Genomic DNA, 18,556 nt, shown 5'->3' with positions numbered 1-18,556 from the left:
ACCGGTTTCTGGCACCGCAATCGCGGCCTTACCGGAAGAGGAGCCGGGGTGCGTTTGAATGCTTGCGCCCTTTGCTTGCTGACCGGTAAAGCCGGTGTTCAGGAAAGATCGTACTCCCGCATCATTTCTGCGGTAACCGCCTTGACCACGGCCTGGCATGCGGGCGCTACGCCAGGAAAGGCTTCGATGCGCCAGTTGCATCCGTTATTTGTCCGGGGGTCCGCAGCAATCGGGACCGGGATATCGCAATCGCGGCATGCGTCGCCAAGGTCGGCCTGTTCCTGCAGACGGCGCAGGATTTCATTGCGGATCTGTTCCGGGCTGCCAGTATGCTTGATCATTTCAGTGTCTCCTCGAGGTAGAGGTGCCATCCAGGCCCGGTTGAGGCTCAGGTCGGCGCGTTGATATGCGCGGCTGCTCTGCCCACGGTCTGGGAGAGGATCGGCTCCTCGTCTTCATTTAGCGACATATGCTCGGCGAGCCGCGTCGGCTGAGGCCAGCCGCGCACGACAGTACCCAGGCCCGCTGAGGCGCAGTACAGGTAAACGTTCTCCGCCTAAAATGTAGGCCGCAGGAGCGGCTAGGGCTTGCGCTCCGTCAAACGGGGCGGGTAAGAATGGCATTGATCCGAGCCGGCGTGCCAAAACCATCTTCGAAGCGGGCGCTCGGCTGACCACGATGAAACTCAGCAATCCGTAGCGCGAGGGCATCCATATTCGCGGGATATAGCCGCTTTTCCCCAAGCATCTCGAAAAACAAGTCGCGCTGTGCGAAACGACGCATCTTGACAGCGTATTCGACCGGCGCACCGTTGCCTTCCATTTGAATGACGCCTCCCATGCCGCATCATCCATAAGGACTCCCAGCGCGGATAGAGGTAGTGTCCGTCGGGCGCAAGCTCCGGGCGCTTCCACCAGAGAAGTCGCCAGTGTACCGGCTGGGTTACCAGGCCCCGGCCGTGCTTTCATGGACAGTCCGTTCATGCACGCCAAGAAGAACGCCGATGATCGCATTCATCGCGCGCCATGGGTGGCACACCAGCGCCTCGACTTGCTGGCTGCGGCCCTCACCAAACAGACACCACGTACAGAAGTGCTCGCAGTTGTTCGTGAGAAGGCGGTAGTCGTCCTCACCAATTCGCGACTTCGCCCGGCGCACGACCTCTGCTCCAATGTAGCGTGCCGCCGTTCCCGTTTCGACGCTGAAGCCAAAACCACTGGCAAAGTCTGCCAGGGAAGTCGTCTCGACCGGGCCGCAGCGCAGGAATTCCTTGAATCCGACATAGTGCACAACCTCTCCGTTACCGGCGTAGATGCCGTGGTGAACGTAACCCCGGCGATGCGTTACAAGGTGCGCGCCCGGGAAAAGTGCTTCTGCCGTGGCGGCGAGGTCGTGTACGGATTCGATGCATTGTCGATCATCGTTCATGGCACGCCCCTTCACTGTTGCCAATGCGCGCGGCAAGCTACCTGGTCTGCCGTGCGGTCCTGACCCGGCACGCCGGCCGCGGACTGCTGGCGTGCTTGACTGGAGTATGGGTTTTGCGCCATTTCATCGAAATCAGCCTTGGACGAGATTGCTGTCCGACTCAGGAGGTTGCCGGTGTACGCATCAGATAACGCGCATCGTCGGAAGAAGATGACTCGCTGTCAGGGGAATCTGACATGCCCCGAGCGACAAGTAGCCATTGCGGAGTCGAGCCGAGCCGCAGTCCGCCGGCCGGGCGAGACCAGGGTGCCGGGTTCGCGCCGCGGATTGCGTCGTTGATCCACAGCAAGAAGCAAGCGGCAGCGCCAGCTAGGCTGAAAAGCAGGAGATGGATCTCCTGTTGCCACTTGATGATAGAGAAGGTGTTCGATGCGGACATTCATTGCGGCTTGCTGCCTGATGCTGTCAGCCACTGTGCTAGGCACTACCAGTGTGCCAATGGCCGCTCTCCAAGAAAGCGCGCTGGAGTTCAGGCAGCTCAATGGCATCTCCTCTGTCACCGGCGGGATTGGCAGCGATGAAGCCGCTGCTATGCGTCGAGTGGCAAGGCAGTTCAATGTCCGCATGCATTTTGTCGACAGCACGGACAGCAGCGCCTTGTCGGATGTCACAGTAACGCTGTTCAATGCGCGGCGTGAGATTGTGTTGCTCGTGCTCAGTGAAGGGCCGTACCTGTACATGAACCTGCCACGCGGTAACTATCGGGCCGTGGTCAGGTATGGTGGGGTCATTGTCAGTCAGAGCATTACCGTGAATGGGAGTAGTGCCGGCGTCGATCTTCTGCTGCGTTTTCCTACAATTCCGGCTGGAACTGATGAGTTAATCGCCGGGTAGGTGAGCGTCTTTGGCCAGACAGGCTTCGCCGCCATGCCGTTCGGGATGCATTGTTCTTGTGCAGGAAAGCGTTTCACCCTGTCTGGCCTGGGGATGAAGGCCCCAGCTATCCCGACTGCCCCCCGAAGCCGCATACCATCCTTCCTGGCTGCCCGACCGCCGGCGGTCATCTCACACCTAAAAGGCGCCGAGAGTCTATGCACATCCTAAATTGAGGAGCGCGCGGTCGCCAATACGCGTCGCGCTCCAAGACGCTGCAAACGACATACAACCCATCTAGGCTATCTAGAATAAAAGGCCGAACAAGTACTTTAGGAGTTCTTCCAGGGGCATCATGGTCAATGCCAGCGGGACAATCGGAATGAGCACGGCCGCGGCGAGTTGAACGATGGCATCCCTGGTGATGGGCGCAAGGCGCATGCCGCGCACCACTTCATAGCTATTGCCCAGGTCGGCGAGCGACTGGATGTCGCCACTTCCTACCAGGGGCTCGTCCGCAGGGCCACCGCCACGCAGCCATTTGACGTCAAACTCGCGGACATACCGTTCCGCCAAAGTGCCATATTCGCTCAGGCCTTTACGCTTGGCCTGGGCAAGCTGGGGCGCGAATACCAGCAACGGGCCGAACACCACGGCAAGCAGGAAGGCAGCCATCATGCCGATCTCCGCCTTGAACTCTGGCAGTGCGGCCTTCAGAAAGAAGATGCGGTTAGCCAGATTGGCGGCCGCCATCACGCCATGCGCGGCAAGAAGCAACGCGAACGCATAGACTGTATTGGCGAGGAAGCCAAGGCCGCCGACACGATCCGGGTGCGTCGGGATAAGGCTGAGCCTGATCCGGGACACCTGCCAGAGAAACCGCATCCAGATGAATAGCCGGAAATACCATCGGATCAACAGGAACTGGAAAATCGGCAGGCTTACGTAGCCGTACCAGATTCCGGCTAGCGAGAGCCTTGAATGTCCCCCTGCGGGCGTCGCATACCACGTGGCCGCCTGGAGCGCAGTATAGTGACGCCAGACGACGAGCACGCCGACGCCATATACAAAGAGCACGAGCAGGGCTTCGGCGAAGACGGAGTTGCGCAGCCGATAGGCAGCGCCAATGGCAGCGTCAAATTGCTCCATGGCCGACTCCGGAATCAGATTCCGCTCCAGGAAGGAATTTGCGATACCACGTAGGCGCTGATGTACGACCAGTTCTGCGGCGATCAGCAAAGGCACCGCTACCAGAAAGCGGAGGTGGACCTCTATGTCCATCAGGAATGGCACCGTCGCGTTTTTGCTCAGCAGGGTCCCTTCAAATGCGGAAAGCAGGAGGAGCGGGAGCCACGCCAGAAGAGAAATGAAGAGGATGCGTTGGCGTGCCAGGAGTAGCGCATCGTCGGACAAGTGTGCCCGAAGCAGGAGTTGATAGAGGGGCCCGCCGAGGACGAGCGAGAAGTCCTGCTGATTTTGTAGGGTATCTTCGCCGGAAACGGACGGGGCACGCAGTCGTTTAACCCTGAGGCTACGAGAGCTAATCATTTTGCTTCACCAGTTGTACCGAACTCAGGATGGGCTTGGGAAGCGGCGGCAAGAGAGCGCATGCCTTGCCGACGTCTACTCGAGTACTGTTCATGCTGAACCGCTTCAGTGGCTAGCCTGGAGCATGCTGTTTGCGCGAGGACTCAATCGCGAATATGACAAGCATCCCGCCCAGAATCGAGGCTTCTTCAGAAGAAAGAGAGAGCCGAGCAGGGCTCGGTCAACCGAATACAGTCGCGAGACAGTCGTAGGCGTAATGGACGTGACATGGTCATGACAATGCTCCGAGATCAATAGGGCTGGTTAGTACGATGCTTTAAACAAGGCAGCCCCCGATGTCTGCGATTTGATTGTTGGAAATTTCGCGAGCGTCAGGGCAGGGCGCATGCCAAGGGACGAGCTCGCAATTCGGTGCACAACCATCATCGCCCTGAGTTCACACTGGAACTCCAGCTCAGGGCCTCGTTGCTGTAGATCAACGATTGGTACGATGGATGGCCGACCTGTATGGGCAACAATCAGGCGCCATAGCTCCATCTGCTCTGCCGTCACCGGTTTCACCCCGGCATCGCCCTGCGGCGATGATCCAGTTGTGCAGTGTCTGCTCTTACATGTCCAACTCGGGGGCCACGGCGCTCACTCCCGGGGCGGGATCTAACTTCTGTTGGCACTTACCGTCAAGGGCGTAGCGTTGCTCATCGGTCAGATTCGACGCGGTTGTTCCCACTCTGCCCATGTGAATCAATCGAAATCGCTGTAGTCAAAAACAGAAACGACAAACGCCAACGAGAGTATGGTTGCCAACATAGCTTGCTTCCTATTCCTTTGCGCTCAGCTCCCTACTGGTTCGGACTACCGCCAGCCGCCGATGCGCGGATACATCTCGAAGGCTCGCACGTCGTCGCAGCACGCTTCTCAGATCCCACCGACCATGGCCTTTGGATTTATTCGTGATCCTGAAGCGTAGCCCACCGAAGTCCGTGTCCTCAAACTGCCCGTAGACCGCGTTGAAACAGGCTTGCGATCTGGAAGACGTCCGCCATAAGGCTTTCCAAGCACCGACAAATGCGTTCAAGCTCGCCGCGGCTTGGCCCCTGTACGAACTCTAGGCCGCGAGCCAACCTTCAATTTGATCCAGCGCAGGGACGGTGAAGCTACGAGCGTCGTCCTGCTCGCTATCCGGCAGCGACGTTAACAATGACGGAAAAAAGAGCGGCGGAAGCGATCCGGAAAGACGGACGGGCGAGGTCGCATTTATTGAATTACAATGCGCACATGTCACGTGCAATCCCGAGTGCCTCGTTTCGGGGCGCGGTGTTAGTACTTTTTGTACTGACGCAACTGCTGACCCCGCTCCTGCACGGCCATTTCGGAACTCCGAAACAGACTGGGCTGCATATGCACGCTGGACTACCTGCCGAAACTGATTCGCATTTCCGTGCCGCTGCCCATGCCGGTTCGTCGCTGGCGAGCGGGGACGCGTTCGAAGTGGATGTCGAATCCGGGATCGGACCGCTGGCGTTGGCCGCGCCGCTCCAGCCAGGGGTACTCCCCGGAGTGTCGATCCTGACGCTCGTGTTGCTGGCGGCGCTTGCCAGTGGTTCCACGCGACGGTCTCCGTTCCCTCCCGCCCCCGTCCCGCGCTGGCGCTACGGCTTCAGTCACCCGCCCCCCGCCCAGGCACCTCCGCAGTTCTCCTGATTCCCGTCATCCGGCGTCTCGCCGGTATTCGTGCACGTGCTTCCGTCTGTGGAGGGCGGGCTCTGTCCTGCATGTTGGAGTCAGGGATGTCATTCAGATACCCTTACAGTGTCCGTGCGTGGATCGCATTGACCTGCTTGTCGTTTTCGCACGACGGCGCGGCACAACCGGCACCGGTGGTGCACGGGACCAAGGCTGCTGCAGCGCATTGCGGAGCGTACGCATGGCATTCTCTATTTGCTGATGTTCGCCATGCCGGTCCTGGGCGTGCTGGCGGTGGCGTGGGCCGGAGAGCCCTTCGAGGCATTCGGCATGACGTGGCCCCTTTTTCTCGGTCAGCATGACGGGTTCGCTCACCTCGCCAAGGACATCCACGAATCCGGTGCGACCCTCGTTTATATTTTCGTCGGGTTGCATGCCGCCGCCGCGCTCTGGCACGAGTTTGTCATGAAGGGCGGCGTCCTGCGCCGCATGTCGTAGAGGGGGTTTGGAATGCGCCTGCCCACTGAGCGGCTTAACAGCGTTCTCCTTGCCGTCTCCGCCGTGACATTGGCGGGAGGCCTTGTTGCGCGCCAAGTGCAAGGCGAGACGCTGGCCCAGTGGCTCTGGATAGCCGGAACATTGCCTAATGCGATTGCACTGGCAATTTCGAGTGCTGCCGCCGCGATCCGGCGGCAATCCGGCATCGATGCGCTGGCGTTACTATCGATCGTGGTCGCGCTGTTCTTCGGAGAGTTTCTCGTGGCTGCGGTCGTATCACTGATGCTGGCGAGCGGCCGCGCACTTGAGGACTACGCGCAATCCCGCGCCCGGCGGGAGATGACTGCTCTGCTGAGTCACGCTCCCAGGCGGGCCAACCGGCTGGAGGGCGACCAATGGAAGCAGGTCGATGTTTCAGCAGTCCGTCCCGGGGACCGCTTGATGGTGCGGCACGCGGAGGTGGTGCCCGTGGACGGTGCCCTGATGATGCCTGCGGAACTGGACGAGTCCGCGCTGACGGGTGAGTCCGCCATCCGGCAGCGTGTTGCGGGCGAGTCGATCCAGAGCGGCACGCTGAATGCCGGCTCCGCGCTGGAAATGGTGGCGGCCGCCACGGAGGCGGAAAGCACGTTTGCTGGCATCGTACGCATGGTCGCCGCCGCGCAGGCCGAGCGGAGTCCTTCGGCGCGGCTCGCCGACAGGTATGCCTTGCAGTTCATGGGACTCACCCTGCTGCTTGCCGGTGCAAGCTGGCTGTGGAGCGGTGAGCCAATACGCATTCTTGCGATCCTAGTGGTTGCGACGCCGTGTCCGCTCATCCTCGCAGTGCCTGTGGCGATTGTTTCGGGAATGTCGCGTTGCGCGAGGCGCGGCGTACTCGTCAAGGGCGGCGGCGCGCTGGAAGGGCTCGCCAAAGCCGATACGTTGTTCTTCGACAAGACCGGCACGCTCACGGGAGGAGTCGCTAGGCTGGTCGGCATCGAATGTGCGCAGGGCTACCTGCCGGAGACAGTGCTCGCCACTGCCGCCTCCCTGGCCCAGGCGTCGAACCATGTCATCTCGGATGCCGTGACGATGACCGCGCGCAAGCGCGGCATGGACCTGCTCGCGCCTTCCGACGTGCAGGAAAGCCCTGGCGCGGGCGTGCAGGGAGTGGTAGGGGGGAAGGTCGTCAGGCTCGGCTCGCTTGCGTACGCCGTGGGCAACAGTGATGTGACAGAGTGGGCGCAGGACGTCATCCGGCGTGTCCGGATCAGTGGGGTATCGACCGTGTTCGTAAGCATCGACGGTTATCTCGCTGGCGTGATCGAGCTTGCCGACAGTATCCGCCTGGAAACTCCGCGCGCGCTTCGCCTGCTCCGCAAGGAGGGCGTCACGCGCCAGGCAATGCTCACGGGAGACCGCGCGGATATCGCGGAGGCGGTCGGTGCTATGCTCGGCGTGGTCGAAATCCATGCAGAGCAGTCTCCCGGCGACAAGCTGGCAACGATACATTGCGCACGCCGGAAGGGCACCGTGATCATGGTCGGGGATGGCGTCAATGACGCACCCGCGCTGGCCGCAGCGGATATCGGCGTTGCGATGGGGGCATGTGGCGCGGCTGCCTCCTCGGAGGCAGCGGACGTGGTACTGCTTGTGGACCGGCTCGATCGCCTCGTCGATGCCGTGCGAATTGCGCGCCGCACCCGCCGCATCGCGATCCTGAGCGTGGAGATGGGGATGACGCTGTCGGTTGCCGCAATGCTCGCGGCAGGACTGGGTTTCTTGCCACCTCTGGCGGGCGCGATCCTGCAGGAGGGGATCGATATCCTTGCAATAGCCAATGCGCTGCGTGCTTTGCGGGCGGATTCCCGGGAGCAGCAGGGCCGCCTGGATGAGGCGGATGTGGCGCGCCTCAAAGCCGAGCATGCCGCGCTCGAGCCCATCATGAGCAGGATACGCTCCGTGGCGGACATGCTGCCCCAAATGCAAGGGCGCACAGCACACGCCGAGCTAGAGGCGTTGAACCGCTGGCTGACGAAGGTCCTGGTGCCGCACGAGCGTAGCGACGATATGCACCTTTATCCGGACGTGGCACGTTTGCTCGGCGGGGATGATCCCATGGCGGCCATGAGCGGGATGCATCGCGAAATCTTCCGGCTCACGACCGTTTTGGACAGAACCATTGCTCAACTGCCATCGGAGGGGCCGGACTGGCGTACGGTGCAGGAGTTACAACGTTTGCTGTATGGTCTGGACGCCATCCTTCGACTGCATTGTGCGCAGGAGGACGAATTGTTTCATGTACTTGGGAAGGAAAGATAACGACCCCGCGCAGCTATCCAATTTTCGTCCGAATCGATTTGCGGATTCAACCGGTAGCAGACACGGCTCTCCAGGCCGGCGGTGAGTTTCGGATGCCGCCGCAGCTTCCCGCATATGCACAACATACCCCAGGGAAGGCACCATAGTCTCACGACTGTTCGCCAGCCTCACTCAATGGGAAAGGTACCACGGTGCCTCCTCTCATTCCCATGGGCTCAATGCAAGAGTATTACTGTGCCGGCTTGTCGCTACGGACCTTAAGGTTAGCCCGCAGTGGCTCGCTCATCGGCATACTCAAGTTCACGCCGGCCGGTGGTATCGGCGATTCAAACCACTTCCGATAGAGCCGGGTAAATTCCCCGGATTTCATCAGTCGCGTGAGGGTTCCATCCACCAGCTTCTTGAACTCTGGGTCGTCCTTACGGATCATGCAGGCGTATGGTTCGACCTGAAGGGTGTCCCCTACGATTTCAAGCGAATTAGGGTTTTTAGAATTGGCGCGCAAGCCAAACAGCAAAACATCATCCAGGGCCAGTGCTGACGCGCGATCGCCTTCCAAGAACTGCAGAGACTCCGCATAGTCCTTGCCGGAAACCATCCGGACATCGATATTGTTGTCGGCGCTATACTTCTTCATCACCTTTTCATTCGTGCTGCCGGCCGCGCTCGCCACGGTCTTCTTCGACAAATCTGCATAGCTGCCTATGCCAGAATCGCGCTTGACCAGAAGACGCGTTCCTGCGTAGAAGAAATTGATCGAGAATGCCACTTCCTTGCCACGTGCGCTGGTATTGGTAGTTGAGCCACACTCCAGATCGTAGGTACCATTAACCAGTAGCGGAATACGATTCTGTCCGGTTACAGGGATGTATTCAACTTTGAGGGTAGGCTTCTTCAGCTGGCTTCGCACATCGTCAATGATGGCTTGCGTCAGGTCGACAGAGAAGCCGACGGCTTTATGCGGGCCAAGCAGATAGCTGAATGGAACCGCCGCCTCGCGATAAGCGACTGTGATCTTGCCTGTCGCAGCGACCTTTTCCAGTGTTTGGGCGCAGATATTTGCTGCGGCGACCGCCAAGCTAGCCACGATGACGGTAGGAACGATTGTGCGAATTGTTTTCATTCTTGCTCTCCACGCGCGTCTGGAACATCGTTGGGCGACACTGGCTTGTGACCCGCAACGTGTAGCCGCCACGGATCTCTGATGTGAATCTAGGTGCTATCTCGAAAGTACGATTGACATAGGTCAATGGGGGGCGATGCGGCAGGGCCGAGCTCAATCGGCGCGGAGCCGTCTTCATTCCCCTTGTCGTTTGCAGTGAGCGTTCCCATCGCGCAATCAATCTTCCAGTTCGTTCACTCGGAAGGTGAAGGTCATATCCTGCGCTGCGCGACCAACGTTGATGGTCCGCTCCTGGACGTTGTCCTGATAGGCCAGAGCGAGGAGATAGCGGCCGGGCGGCATCTTCATATACAGCAGCGGACCTTCGGTCACCAGCCGCAGCACTCGTTCGTTTTTTTTGTTGAGCACCACGACCTTGACGTCGGAAAGCGAGGTGCCATCCGACTGGTCCTGAAAACGGATCCGGACATTGAAGCGCGGCGCCAGCGCGCGCATGCGGCTGACGTCGTCCGTGCCGACTCCCCCTGAAACATAGAGGATGCCCGCCGACTCGCGGACCTCCGGCACGTCCAGCAGCGGGCGTGGCTGCCCGTGGGACAGGGTCATGGCGGCGGCCAGGGCCAGGGTGATCATCTTGCGGAACTTGTCTGGGTACATGGGGTGGCTCTCCTCAGCGGGTCGCGACCAGAATCCTTTGGTACATGCTCGCAACCTCGCGTTCGGCGGTGAGGGGCGGCATAGTGCCATTCCTTGACTGGAGGGTAGATCGCGCACGCCCGGCGGGCTTGACACACCTCAAGTGCCTGGATTGGACCCAGGAGCGACAGCGCGACCCAGCTCCAGACGGATGCGGACGGCATCCGCGCCTGCCTCGGCGCTCACGGAAAAGCCCGCGCGGCGGGCTAGGTCCAGCATGGGGCGATTACCGGACAGCACATGGCCCTCCAGCGTCCGAGTGCCGCGAGCACGGCACGTGGCGATGAGTCGCTGCAGGAGCAACGTCCCGAGTCCCTTGCCTTGGCAGTCGGAACGGACCACCACGCCGAGTTCGGCGACGGCATTGTCCGGATCTGCCGCGGCGCGCACTTCACCGAGGATGTGCGGGCCACCCTCATGACCATCGGCCACCGCCACTAAAGACATCTCGCGCGCATAGTCGATCTGGGTCATGCGGGCCAGCCTGGGATGGCCGGGGTCGCGGAAGCTGCAGAAGTAGCGCGTGTGGATGTCATCGGACGTGAGCTGTTCAAAGAATGCTCGCATGGCGGGCTCGTCTTCCGGGCGGATGGGACGCAGCATCAAGGGTGTGCCGTTCCATGTGATGCGTTCTTCCAGCTCCTTGGGGTAGGGCAGGATGGCGAGCCGGTCCTGCGCGGCACCCTGTGCCATGTGGATGCCGATGCGGGCGTCCAGCGCAAGCACGCCGGCCGGGCCGGCCAGCAGCGGGTTGATGTCGAGTTCGGCGATTTCCGGCACGTCGCACACCAGTGCCGACACGCGCACCAGGGCAGCATTCAATGCCTCCAGATCGGCCGAAGGCTTGTCGCGGTAGCCGGCGAGCAGGCACGCCACCCGCGTACGTTGCACCAGCTCGGCGGCCAGGACGGTATTCAGTGGTGGCAGGCCGATGGCGTGGTCACGAATCTGGGACACGGCCGTACCGCCATGGCCGAACAGGATGACCGGACCGAATACGGGATCGGCAACCATGCCCACGATCAGTTCGATGCCCGCGTTACGGTTCGCCATGGGCTGGACGGTGAAGCCTGCGAGGCGCGCCGTCGGGCGTAGGCAGCTGATTCTCGCCGACATGGTCCGTGCGGCGGCCCGCACGGCGGCAGCGTCGGGCAAGTCCAGCAGGACGCCGCCCACGTCAGACTTGTGCGTGATGTCCGGAGAGTCGATCTTGAGTGCAACTGGAAAACCCAGGGAAATGGCCAGCGCGGCGGCACCGTCGGCGTCTGGCGCAACCAGCGTCTGGACTATGGGAATGCCATAGGCGGCCAGAATCGCTTTGCTTTCCTGCTCCGACAGCATGGCTCGCCCTTGCGCTAGCGCAGTGTCGACGATGTCACGGACCCGCTGGCGGTCGGGCTGGAAGTCATCTGTCACGGATGGCGGTGTCTGCATCAGCAATTGCTGGTTGCGCCTGTACTCGGCTGCCTGCAGGAAGCCCATCACTGCCTGCTCCGGCGTGTCATAAGTCGGGATGCCGGCGTGCCTGCAAAGCTGGCGCGCACGTACTACGGAATCACCCCCCAGCCAACTGGTGAATAGCGGCAGGTCGTCTTCCTGGCTGGCTGAAACGACCGCGGTGGCGATTTCGTCGCTTGGGACGATCGCTGTCGGCGCATGCAGCAGCAGCACCGCGTCGGCCTCGGTCGCGCGGCTGAGCGCATCGCATGCGTGCAGGTATCGGGTCACCGGCGCATCGCCGATGATGTCAATAGGGTTAGCGCGGGACCACGTTGGCGGCAGCCCGCCGTCGAGTACGGCCAGCCTGTCGGCGGTCAAGGTGGCCAGCTTGCCGCCGAGCCCAATCAGCGCATCGGTCGCCATGACGCCGGCTCCGCCACCGTTGGTGATGATCGCGAGCCGGTTCCCATAGACCGGCCGGGCCCTGGCCAGCGTTTCCACGGCGTCGAAGAGGTCCTCGGTGGAAGCGACGCGCAGCATGCCGGCGCGGCGGATCGCCGCGTCATAGATGTCGTCGCGACCGGCTAGCGCGCCGGTGTGCGAGGCGGCCGCGCGCGCACCCTCGGGCGCGCGGCCAGCTTTGACGATCACAATGGGCTTGCTGCGAGCTGCCGCACGTGCAGCTGACATGAACCTGCGGCCATTCCGGATGGCTTCCACATAGAGCAGGATCGCCCGCGTGCCGGGGTCGCCCGAGAGGTAATCGAGCACGTCGGCCACATCCACGTCCGCGCTGTCGCCAAGGGAGATGAAGTGCGAGAAACCGATCTGGCGAGGGCGGGCCCAGTCAAGCACCGCGGTGGCCAGCGCGCCGGACTGGGTGGCGAACGCCAGCGTGCCGGGTAGGCCGTCGCCGGGGGCGAAGCTGGCATTCAGGCCGAGGGTAGGCGAGATCAGGCCAATGCAGTTTGGCCCGAGGATGCGCAGCAGGTATGGCCGGGCGGCATCCAACATCTGCTGCCGCAGATCTTCATGTGGCTGTTGCGGCTGATTGGCCAGGACGGCCAGGCCTGTGCTCAGCACGATCGCGGCCCGCGTGCCGCGGCGCCCCAGTGCTTCAATCAGGGCCGGCACGGTGGCTGGCGGTGTGCAGATCACGGCAAGGTCCGGTTGACACGGCAAGGCGTCAACGGCGGGATAGCAGGGCTCGGTCCCGAGCGTGCGATACTTGGGATTCACCGCCAGAACGGCGCCGGCGAAGCCACCGTTGCGCAGATTTGCCAGCACGGTGGCGCCAACGCTATGCGGCCGCTCGGTGGCCCCAATGACGGCCACCGAGCGGGGACGGAACAAGCTCTCGAGGTTTCTGATGCTCATGACGAAGTTCCGCGGGCGCCCTGCAGTCGCGACAACGGGCAACGATTCACCATAGGCACTGGCGCGCGAACAGCCTTGACATGGCGCAAGCGGAAACGTGGGGGCATAAATAATGCGCGGCTGGCGATTTCAAAGTGGCCAGCCTGGATGGATCAACCCGCCGGCTTCCCAGCCAAGCAATTAATTGACGCGTTGCCTATCCGTTAGCCCGCCGTTGCAGACTTGCAGCCGCCCAGCTGTAGCAAATGGGCCGCATGGGTCTGCCACGCTCCGGTCAGTTCCCGCGCGCACCATTTTCACGCATGTTCTCCATCCAACGGGTACATGTTCTTTCGCTGGCAAAGGTAAGCCCATACAGGTTCTCGCGGATTGGCTTGATCCCGGCGAAACTCAGCACACTTCGCTCGAAGCCGCGAACTCCGTATGCGCCAAAGTACCAGCGATACAGCAGCGCCGGCATTCCCATGGTCACGACGATGCGTGCCGAGCGGCCGGCGAGCAATCGTCTGGGGATCCCTTTCTTCTTGTAATCCATGGCAAAGCCGGGCCGAAAGATGTGTTCGAGAAAACCCTTGAACAGCGCCGGCATGGTTCCGTGCCACAGCGGAAACAGAAAGACCCAATGCTCCGCCCAGCGCATGTCCTCCCTTGGCTGCTCCAAAGCGGGAGGCAATATGCCAGTCTCGAACTCAGCCTGCGTGCGAAGAAGCGGGAAGTCGAGCTTCGCCACCTCGATGCGCCGTACGACGTGTCCCGCCGTGGTCGCGCCTTGAGCGTAGGCGTCGGCCAGTGCATGCAGCAAGTGATGGCCCGATGGGTCTGGATGCCCCTGGATGATCACGATACGCTTGGACATGCTGTGGGCCAAGTTGTTGGGGGAGACCAGCCGTACAACGTACTAATGCACGCCGTGCCAGAGCGCTAGCCTAACGGCCAACGGATCGTGTACGAGGGCAGACGGCGTGTCGAAGCGCATCGCTGACCTGTGGACCGGATTGTAGGTGGGCCAGCCGCAATCGCGCCATTGGCGGCGAACGCAACCCAGGGCCTGGTGCATCGCGTCGGCGAGCGACTGTGGCGGTGTCAGGCCAATGCGAGAGCGCATCCCTTACGCCACTCCCGGGTGCTGCGGATTGCGGCCTTCTTAGTCTTTTAATGCTGAACGGTGGGGCAGGATATGGAATACCCTTGAACGCGTACACGCCATCACGCCGGAGGCCTCGCAACTTGCCACGACGGGTTTCGACAATCGCGTACATGGGCGGCTCCCCCAAAAGGCGGGCACTTAGATTGTGAATAGCAATGAAGGGCTGCGCCTGCTTTGCGCTGGATCAAGGGCAAGCAAGTCCTGGAAGTTCCCGCCCCGACATCGGCGGCATTCCAATTGCTTCTCCTGTGGGATCCAGGATCTCATAGGACAGATTCACCGAGTATCGAAGGCGGTTCATTCTGACCTTGTGTCGACGTGGAGGCGGAGACGGTGTCGGCCGCGGGAACGGCGCTGGCCATCCGATTAAGTGTAGCGCCAGAAGCGGACGAGCGGTCCGCGCTAGCGGGCACCGCAGATGCGTGACGCAGCGCCTGCCTGACCAATTTTGTAAGCGGGTTAGGACGGTGTGCATCGCCCCCCTATACTGTTAGGTACAGCGTTTCAGAAGCGAAGTGCTTCTGGTCCGCCTATCACTCGTTTCCGGGCTTTCCCCCTCGATGACGTCTTAGGACTGGTGACTCCTGAAGTCACTCATGGGGATTCCTGGAACATTCATGCAAGATGCCACGCGGCGACCGCCGTTCGCCCAATCCCCCAGTAGCCAGGCAAGCCAGTCTTTCGCCGGGATCGATGCAACCGATGTCTGGCAAGGGCGACTCTTCTCCGCAAGACCGATCGCAAGGTTGGTTTCCGCCTTCGTTGCTGCACTTCCGCGTTTCAGGTTGGCGGAGCCGTGCTCTCATCGTGATGACGATTCCGTAACGATCTCCAGCAATGCGATATGGGTGGAAATGATTTCCCGCCGGCAATGGAAGATCGCTGCCCACAACGGTGACAATTTTTCAACACTGCCGTCACTATGCCAGCCTGGCAGGCGATGAAGGAACATATCGTGCCGAAAGAATCTGCAGAGACCACTTACCGGGCCATACATATCACACGCCTTCTACGCGACTGCCAGGTCGGCAGGCCGCCGAAGGGAAACACCCAGCGATTCGGAGTCATGCGATTGGCAGCGCCCAGATGGCGTCAGGCAATCACGCTGCTGATTGACTGGGATCGCGCCGTCAATGAAGGCTGGCCCGACCTGCGGTCACCGTCCTGCACCCGAACCAGGGCCATCAGGAGCATCGGTCGCAGTAAGCAAGCAAGCATCCGCCGGCTCGTCAGAAATGGAAATTGAGATTGCGTGAGGTAACTTCATGCGTACGCTCCTGTATTTCAGTCTGAGAGACACCGCCACCGCGCAACTGGCACAAGCGCGATTGGGCGATTTGGCCAGTACCCAGGCACTCGTCGCAGGGCCGTGGTTTGTCCAGCGCGACAATCAGCCCGTCGACGGACTGCCGAGGATCGACCTCGGTCAGACCACGTACCGCGAAGAGGCGGCGATCACAGGAATCTTCGTCGGCGCGATCGTCGGCGCGCTTGTCATCTTCAGATACGGCGTTTCCGCCGGCGCCAGTGCCACTGCCGTTGCGTATGTTGGTGCTGTCATGCTTGGCGCCATGATCGGATGGTGGGTCGGCGGATTGGTCGGCGGCAAGATTGGTCGCCTTGCACTGTGGCGGCAGAATGCGCACCTTGCACCGGGCCAATTGCTGATGAGCGTCAGTTGCGATTCGCGATCGAAGGAAGCCCTGAAGCAGCTCATCAACGAACTGGGCGGCGTCGGGGTCGACGAGCATAGCGATCTGATGCCGAATTTCAGATGGCTATGACTGCCGCTTCGGATCGACCGTGTCGATGCGCTCCCGGAAACGTACGTTACGCGGCCTGAACGAGAAGGGGAAGCCCGAACTGCTCCAGGAAGTTTGACGGTCAAATTGCTGGGTGCCTATGGTTGAGCAGCATCGATGCAGCGTTTGATTATGGAGAGGCTAAGGCTCGCGATGACATTGCTAGCCTTGTCGCCGAAAGTAAATCGGACACGTCCCGGCTTATCCGCGTATGCTCGGTGATGAAAGGAGACCAACATGTCTCAGAACAACGCAATCTACAAAGGCTTCCGGGTATCTGCGAGGGTGCGTCACGTACCCGGTGCAGTCCCCGGCGGCGACTTGGTTCAGCCGCGCTTCCTCGCTACCGTAACGATCACACAAGTTAGTACAGGAATGGGTTCTCGCAGACAGTTGCCACCCATGATCCAGCATTTCGCAAGCGCGCCGCATGCTGCCATCGCGCTGGCCTTGTCGTCAGCCAGGGACGCGATCGACGGTATGTCGACGTTCGTCAAGGCGAGGTAGCCCGCGTCGGCCATGCCACAGGCTCAGATCGAAAGAGAAAGGGGAGACATCATGTCAAGACAGATCAAGAACAAGGCCGAACTGCGCGCCATGCTTCGTTCGGAACAGGAAAAATTCTCTGAATGCGAGGGCGCTTGCTTTGGCGACGTGTTCTGGCATGCCGCGGATGCAGGAGGCTGCAACTGGAATCTGTCAACTATGGAGGGCGGCAACAGCGCCGCGTGCCTGGAGGCGATCCGCCCGTTCGCTAGCCAGCTACGCGAGATGTACAACGTGCCGGACGAAGGTAAGTAGCGAGCCTCGGCTGAAGCAATCCACCTGAAACGCGCGTCTTTGCGGCCATAGGGCACACTCCTGCTTTTCGTCAGGAGTATGCGTCTGTAGGTAAGTTTTATTCTGAAGAAGGGTTTCGGCGTCTTCGATCAAAGACCGGCTAGCGACTCACCTGCGACTTGGCCTTCGATAATGTGTTCGCCGTGTTGCATGGCCGCACGCTTCGCTAACCCTAGGTCAGACCAGTGCATATCTGGAACGTGGAACACGCGCGCGCTCGTGCCGCCAGGTGGTTCACCTTCCCGGCAGATGACCACGGACGCACTGTATGAGCGGTCTGGCCGGCGCTCGTGCCATTTGCGAGGTGCGTCGAATTTATAGACCAACGGGTAGATATCAAAGCCCTTGTAGTTTGCTGCTGGATAGTTGTCCATCGTCACTCCAAGTGTGGGCAGGTTCCTGTACGTCGCTTTTCGCGACGTCGTTCGGGTATTCCATCAAGATTTGAGACTATCCACGGTGGCCTTACTTTATGTCTTGTCTGAGTCGCTGCGGAACAACTCATGGAATCGGCTTGTGCCTCTTCAAGGCGACACACGGCTGCGCCTCAAGCCAAGCCATGAATAATATCGACAGCGAGTTTTCCATAGTGGACGGCTGCCTGCTCGGCCGCCGTGCGCGTGTAGTAATCATCCTCTTCGTCGAATGATTCACAAAACATTCGATCGTCCCTGTCCACTGTATAGCGGATGGCCATCATATAGCCCCATTTCGGCCCGGGAGCGCCCGTGCGAATAGAATCACGGGAAGCCTCGAATGCCGCGACATGTATGTACATGCCTCGATATTCCTGGCACAGCCAACTCATTCGTGCCCGCATGGTTGGCGCTCGTCAACCAGCGCATGTCTTAGTTTGTTATGACCATCTTTGCAACGGTACATACCATCACCAGTAATGAGGCGGAGTAGGTGACCGCACTCAGCCAATGGAGCGTTCTGCTCGGCATTTCGCTTCGTCGTCGGTTCCACTCAAGTAACTGCGAGAGGACAAATAAGATAAAACTGGAAGAGTAGACTGCCAACACACGCTTCCCTCCGTAAATGAAAGGCTTTTCTCTACAGTCAGCGGTTCAGCTATCCCGGGTGAGAGAAGGCGGAATAGAAGAGAAGCAGGCTAACCAATGGTGGCTGATGCGTGGATTCGCACGCTTTGCGTTGCGATGCACGGGGTTACCGCGCTCCAGGCATTCGGGATCAAGGATGTACTCGTCTCCGTGGTTGTCTTGCAGCAATCCACGCCTCAATAAGTGCGGCGCAGCGAGAAGATCAAGGAGACGGCATTGAAGACGCGCGCCCCGTAGAAGCGGACGAGTCAATGCGGTTGGCATGGCTGCTTGAAGATCCTGCACAATCAGTTATACGGAGCTTTCCCACCGTAGTCAATGAAACTCTATCGCTCGAATCTGTCAGGCGCCACGCTATATTTGGGGTCTTCTCCACCAGTCCATGGTCCTGCAGGAGCAGGAGATGATGGGCTAGCCCGGACGGCTCTACATTGCCGAGGGCCTTGCCAAGCTGAAGATCGGTCATCGAGGCCTGGACCTCGGCGCGTAGCGCCAGGAGGATTCTTCTCGCTGCATCTTGCACCTCGGATCTTATTGGCTTGCGCCGTGTATTGTTGCTTCGTGGATGGGAGTGCTATGTGGAGCCAAAGGTTGTACTCTCGTTCGGACCTGGATGAAGAGGAAGATGGCCCATTCCATGGTGGCGTCAACAGTGGTCGCTATTTCGGGAGCGCGGAAACGCCGGATTCGCTCAGGACTTGTGACGATAGTTGATGCGCCCCTTTGTCAGATC

Annotated in this window: 17 protein-coding genes and 2 pseudogenes; 6 read left to right on the top strand and 13 right to left on the bottom strand. The window is 60.5% G+C overall.

What is annotated here, in order from left to right:
• Positions 1-98 precede the first annotated feature (98 nt).
• The 5 genes and pseudogenes from AC3FNH_RS03660 to AC3FNH_RS03640 form a co-directional block, all read right to left on the bottom strand.
• On the bottom strand, positions 99-341 hold the full coding sequence (locus AC3FNH_RS03660; protein ID WP_276097761.1) for a hypothetical protein: 243 nt from the start codon (positions 339-341) through the stop codon (positions 99-101).
• Positions 342-388: 47 nt separating this feature from the next.
• A pseudogene (locus AC3FNH_RS03655) lies at positions 389-556 on the bottom strand (nitroreductase family protein); the annotation flags it as partial.
• 41 nt (positions 557-597) lie between these two features.
• Positions 598-840 (bottom strand): hypothetical protein, encoded by a 243-nt coding sequence (locus tag AC3FNH_RS03650; RefSeq protein ID WP_276097760.1) that lies wholly within the window; start codon positions 838-840, stop codon positions 598-600.
• A 102-nt stretch (positions 841-942) separates the two neighbouring features.
• Positions 943-1,428: a lecithin retinol acyltransferase family protein gene (locus tag AC3FNH_RS03645; RefSeq protein WP_488719102.1), complete on the bottom strand. Its 486-nt coding sequence runs from the start codon at positions 1,426-1,428 to the stop codon at positions 943-945.
• A 160-nt stretch (positions 1,429-1,588) separates the two neighbouring features.
• Positions 1,589-1,867 carry a hypothetical protein gene (locus AC3FNH_RS03640; protein WP_488719101.1) on the bottom strand — a complete coding sequence of 93 codons (279 nt, stop codon included), beginning with the start codon at positions 1,865-1,867 and terminating at the stop codon, positions 1,589-1,591.
• Between the two features lie 59 nt (positions 1,868-1,926).
• On the opposite strand from AC3FNH_RS03640, the gene AC3FNH_RS03635 reads away from it, so the two are divergent.
• The gene (locus AC3FNH_RS03635; protein ID WP_488719100.1) at positions 1,927-2,322 is read left to right on the top strand and encodes a hypothetical protein; all 396 of its coding nucleotides are present in this window, start codon (positions 1,927-1,929) and stop codon (positions 2,320-2,322) included.
• A gap of 285 nt (positions 2,323-2,607) precedes the next feature.
• On the opposite strand, the gene AC3FNH_RS03630 is transcribed toward AC3FNH_RS03635, so the two are convergent.
• Complete coding sequence (locus AC3FNH_RS03630) at positions 2,608-3,849, bottom strand: hypothetical protein (protein WP_488719099.1); 1,242 nt, start codon at positions 3,847-3,849, stop codon at positions 2,608-2,610.
• Positions 3,850-5,718: 1,869 nt separating this feature from the next.
• Between AC3FNH_RS03630 and AC3FNH_RS03625 the strand changes: the two are divergent.
• Both AC3FNH_RS03625 and AC3FNH_RS03620 read left to right on the top strand, forming a co-directional pair.
• Positions 5,719-6,030 (top strand): annotated as a pseudogene (locus AC3FNH_RS03625) (cytochrome b); the annotation flags it as partial.
• 12 nt (positions 6,031-6,042) lie between these two features.
• Entirely contained in the window at positions 6,043-8,334 is a 2,292-nt protein-coding gene (locus tag AC3FNH_RS03620) for a heavy metal translocating P-type ATPase (protein ID WP_488719098.1), read from the top strand.
• 229 nt (positions 8,335-8,563) lie between these two features.
• On the opposite strand, the gene AC3FNH_RS03615 is transcribed toward AC3FNH_RS03620, so the two are convergent.
• From AC3FNH_RS03615 to AC3FNH_RS03595, 5 genes are all read right to left on the bottom strand, one after another.
• Positions 8,564-9,457, bottom strand: a complete 894-nt coding sequence (locus tag AC3FNH_RS03615; RefSeq protein WP_276097753.1) for an amino acid ABC transporter substrate-binding protein — start codon at positions 9,455-9,457, stop codon at positions 8,564-8,566.
• A gap of 216 nt (positions 9,458-9,673) precedes the next feature.
• Entirely contained in the window at positions 9,674-10,114 is a 441-nt protein-coding gene (locus tag AC3FNH_RS03610; RefSeq protein ID WP_488719097.1) for a hypothetical protein, read from the bottom strand.
• Positions 10,115-10,252: 138 nt separating this feature from the next.
• On the bottom strand, positions 10,253-12,970 hold the full coding sequence (locus AC3FNH_RS03605; RefSeq protein ID WP_488719096.1) for a bifunctional acetate--CoA ligase family protein/GNAT family N-acetyltransferase: 2,718 nt from the start codon (positions 12,968-12,970) through the stop codon (positions 10,253-10,255).
• 274 nt (positions 12,971-13,244) lie between these two features.
• Positions 13,245-13,826, bottom strand: a complete 582-nt coding sequence (locus AC3FNH_RS03600; RefSeq protein ID WP_488719095.1) for an NAD(P)H-dependent oxidoreductase — start codon at positions 13,824-13,826, stop codon at positions 13,245-13,247.
• Positions 13,827-13,896: 70 nt separating this feature from the next.
• Positions 13,897-14,229, bottom strand: coding sequence for a carboxylesterase family protein (locus AC3FNH_RS03595; protein ID WP_488719094.1), 333 nt, complete (start codon positions 14,227-14,229; stop codon positions 13,897-13,899).
• A 1,153-nt stretch (positions 14,230-15,382) separates the two neighbouring features.
• Between AC3FNH_RS03595 and AC3FNH_RS03590 the strand changes: the two genes are divergently transcribed.
• From AC3FNH_RS03590 to AC3FNH_RS03580, 3 genes are all read left to right on the top strand, one after another.
• Positions 15,383-15,901 (top strand): hypothetical protein, encoded by a 519-nt coding sequence (locus AC3FNH_RS03590; protein ID WP_488719093.1) that lies wholly within the window; start codon positions 15,383-15,385, stop codon positions 15,899-15,901.
• 255 nt (positions 15,902-16,156) lie between these two features.
• A complete protein-coding gene (locus tag AC3FNH_RS03585) occupies positions 16,157-16,426 on the top strand; it encodes a GTP cyclohydrolase (protein ID WP_488719092.1) in 270 nt (89 codons plus the stop codon).
• A 51-nt stretch (positions 16,427-16,477) separates the two neighbouring features.
• A complete protein-coding gene (locus AC3FNH_RS03580; protein ID WP_488719245.1) occupies positions 16,478-16,720 on the top strand; it encodes a hypothetical protein in 243 nt (80 codons plus the stop codon).
• A 128-nt stretch (positions 16,721-16,848) separates the two neighbouring features.
• On the opposite strand, the gene AC3FNH_RS03575 is transcribed toward AC3FNH_RS03580, so the two are convergent.
• The gene (locus AC3FNH_RS03575; protein WP_276097746.1) at positions 16,849-17,133 is read right to left on the bottom strand and encodes a hypothetical protein; all 285 of its coding nucleotides are present in this window, start codon (positions 17,131-17,133) and stop codon (positions 16,849-16,851) included.
• Positions 17,134-17,306: 173 nt separating this feature from the next.
• Positions 17,307-17,537 (bottom strand): hypothetical protein, encoded by a 231-nt coding sequence (locus tag AC3FNH_RS03570; RefSeq protein ID WP_488719091.1) that lies wholly within the window; start codon positions 17,535-17,537, stop codon positions 17,307-17,309.
• Between the last annotated feature and the right edge of the window lie 1,019 nt (positions 17,538-18,556).

Source organism: Cupriavidus sp. 22TCCZM01-5 (assembly GCF_057798915.1).
The sequence above is the reverse complement of the archived record's forward strand: the minus strand, read 5'-3'. Positions and strand labels throughout refer to the sequence as shown.

What these genes read in the sequence shown, in the direction of transcription:
- AC3FNH_RS03660 (WP_276097761.1), bottom strand. Translation starts at nt 341, where the DNA reads ATGATCAAGCATACTGGCAGCCCGGAACAGATCCGCAATGAAATCCTG.
- AC3FNH_RS03650 (WP_276097760.1), bottom strand. Translation starts at nt 840, where the DNA reads ATGGGAGGCGTCATTCAAATGGAAGGCAACGGTGCGCCGGTCGAATAC.
- AC3FNH_RS03645 (WP_488719102.1), bottom strand. Translation starts at nt 1,428, where the DNA reads ATGAACGATGATCGACAATGCATCGAATCCGTACACGACCTCGCCGCC.
- AC3FNH_RS03640 (WP_488719101.1), bottom strand. Translation starts at nt 1,867, where the DNA reads ATGTCCGCATCGAACACCTTCTCTATCATCAAGTGGCAACAGGAGATC.
- AC3FNH_RS03635 (WP_488719100.1), top strand. Translation starts at nt 1,927, where the DNA reads ATGGCCGCTCTCCAAGAAAGCGCGCTGGAGTTCAGGCAGCTCAATGGC.
- AC3FNH_RS03630 (WP_488719099.1), bottom strand. Translation starts at nt 3,849, where the DNA reads ATGATTAGCTCTCGTAGCCTCAGGGTTAAACGACTGCGTGCCCCGTCC.
- AC3FNH_RS03620 (WP_488719098.1), top strand. Translation starts at nt 6,043, where the DNA reads ATGCGCCTGCCCACTGAGCGGCTTAACAGCGTTCTCCTTGCCGTCTCC.
- AC3FNH_RS03615 (WP_276097753.1), bottom strand. Translation starts at nt 9,457, where the DNA reads ATGAAAACAATTCGCACAATCGTTCCTACCGTCATCGTGGCTAGCTTG.
- AC3FNH_RS03610 (WP_488719097.1), bottom strand. Translation starts at nt 10,114, where the DNA reads ATGTACCCAGACAAGTTCCGCAAGATGATCACCCTGGCCCTGGCCGCC.
- AC3FNH_RS03605 (WP_488719096.1), bottom strand. Translation starts at nt 12,970, where the DNA reads ATGAGCATCAGAAACCTCGAGAGCTTGTTCCGTCCCCGCTCGGTGGCC.
- AC3FNH_RS03600 (WP_488719095.1), bottom strand. Translation starts at nt 13,826, where the DNA reads ATGTCCAAGCGTATCGTGATCATCCAGGGGCATCCAGACCCATCGGGC.
- AC3FNH_RS03595 (WP_488719094.1), bottom strand. Translation starts at nt 14,229, where the DNA reads ATGTACGCGATTGTCGAAACCCGTCGTGGCAAGTTGCGAGGCCTCCGG.
- AC3FNH_RS03590 (WP_488719093.1), top strand. Translation starts at nt 15,383, where the DNA reads ATGCGTACGCTCCTGTATTTCAGTCTGAGAGACACCGCCACCGCGCAA.
- AC3FNH_RS03585 (WP_488719092.1), top strand. Translation starts at nt 16,157, where the DNA reads ATGTCTCAGAACAACGCAATCTACAAAGGCTTCCGGGTATCTGCGAGG.
- AC3FNH_RS03580 (WP_488719245.1), top strand. Translation starts at nt 16,478, where the DNA reads ATGTCAAGACAGATCAAGAACAAGGCCGAACTGCGCGCCATGCTTCGT.
- AC3FNH_RS03575 (WP_276097746.1), bottom strand. Translation starts at nt 17,133, where the DNA reads ATGGACAACTATCCAGCAGCAAACTACAAGGGCTTTGATATCTACCCG.
- AC3FNH_RS03570 (WP_488719091.1), bottom strand. Translation starts at nt 17,537, where the DNA reads ATGTACATACATGTCGCGGCATTCGAGGCTTCCCGTGATTCTATTCGC.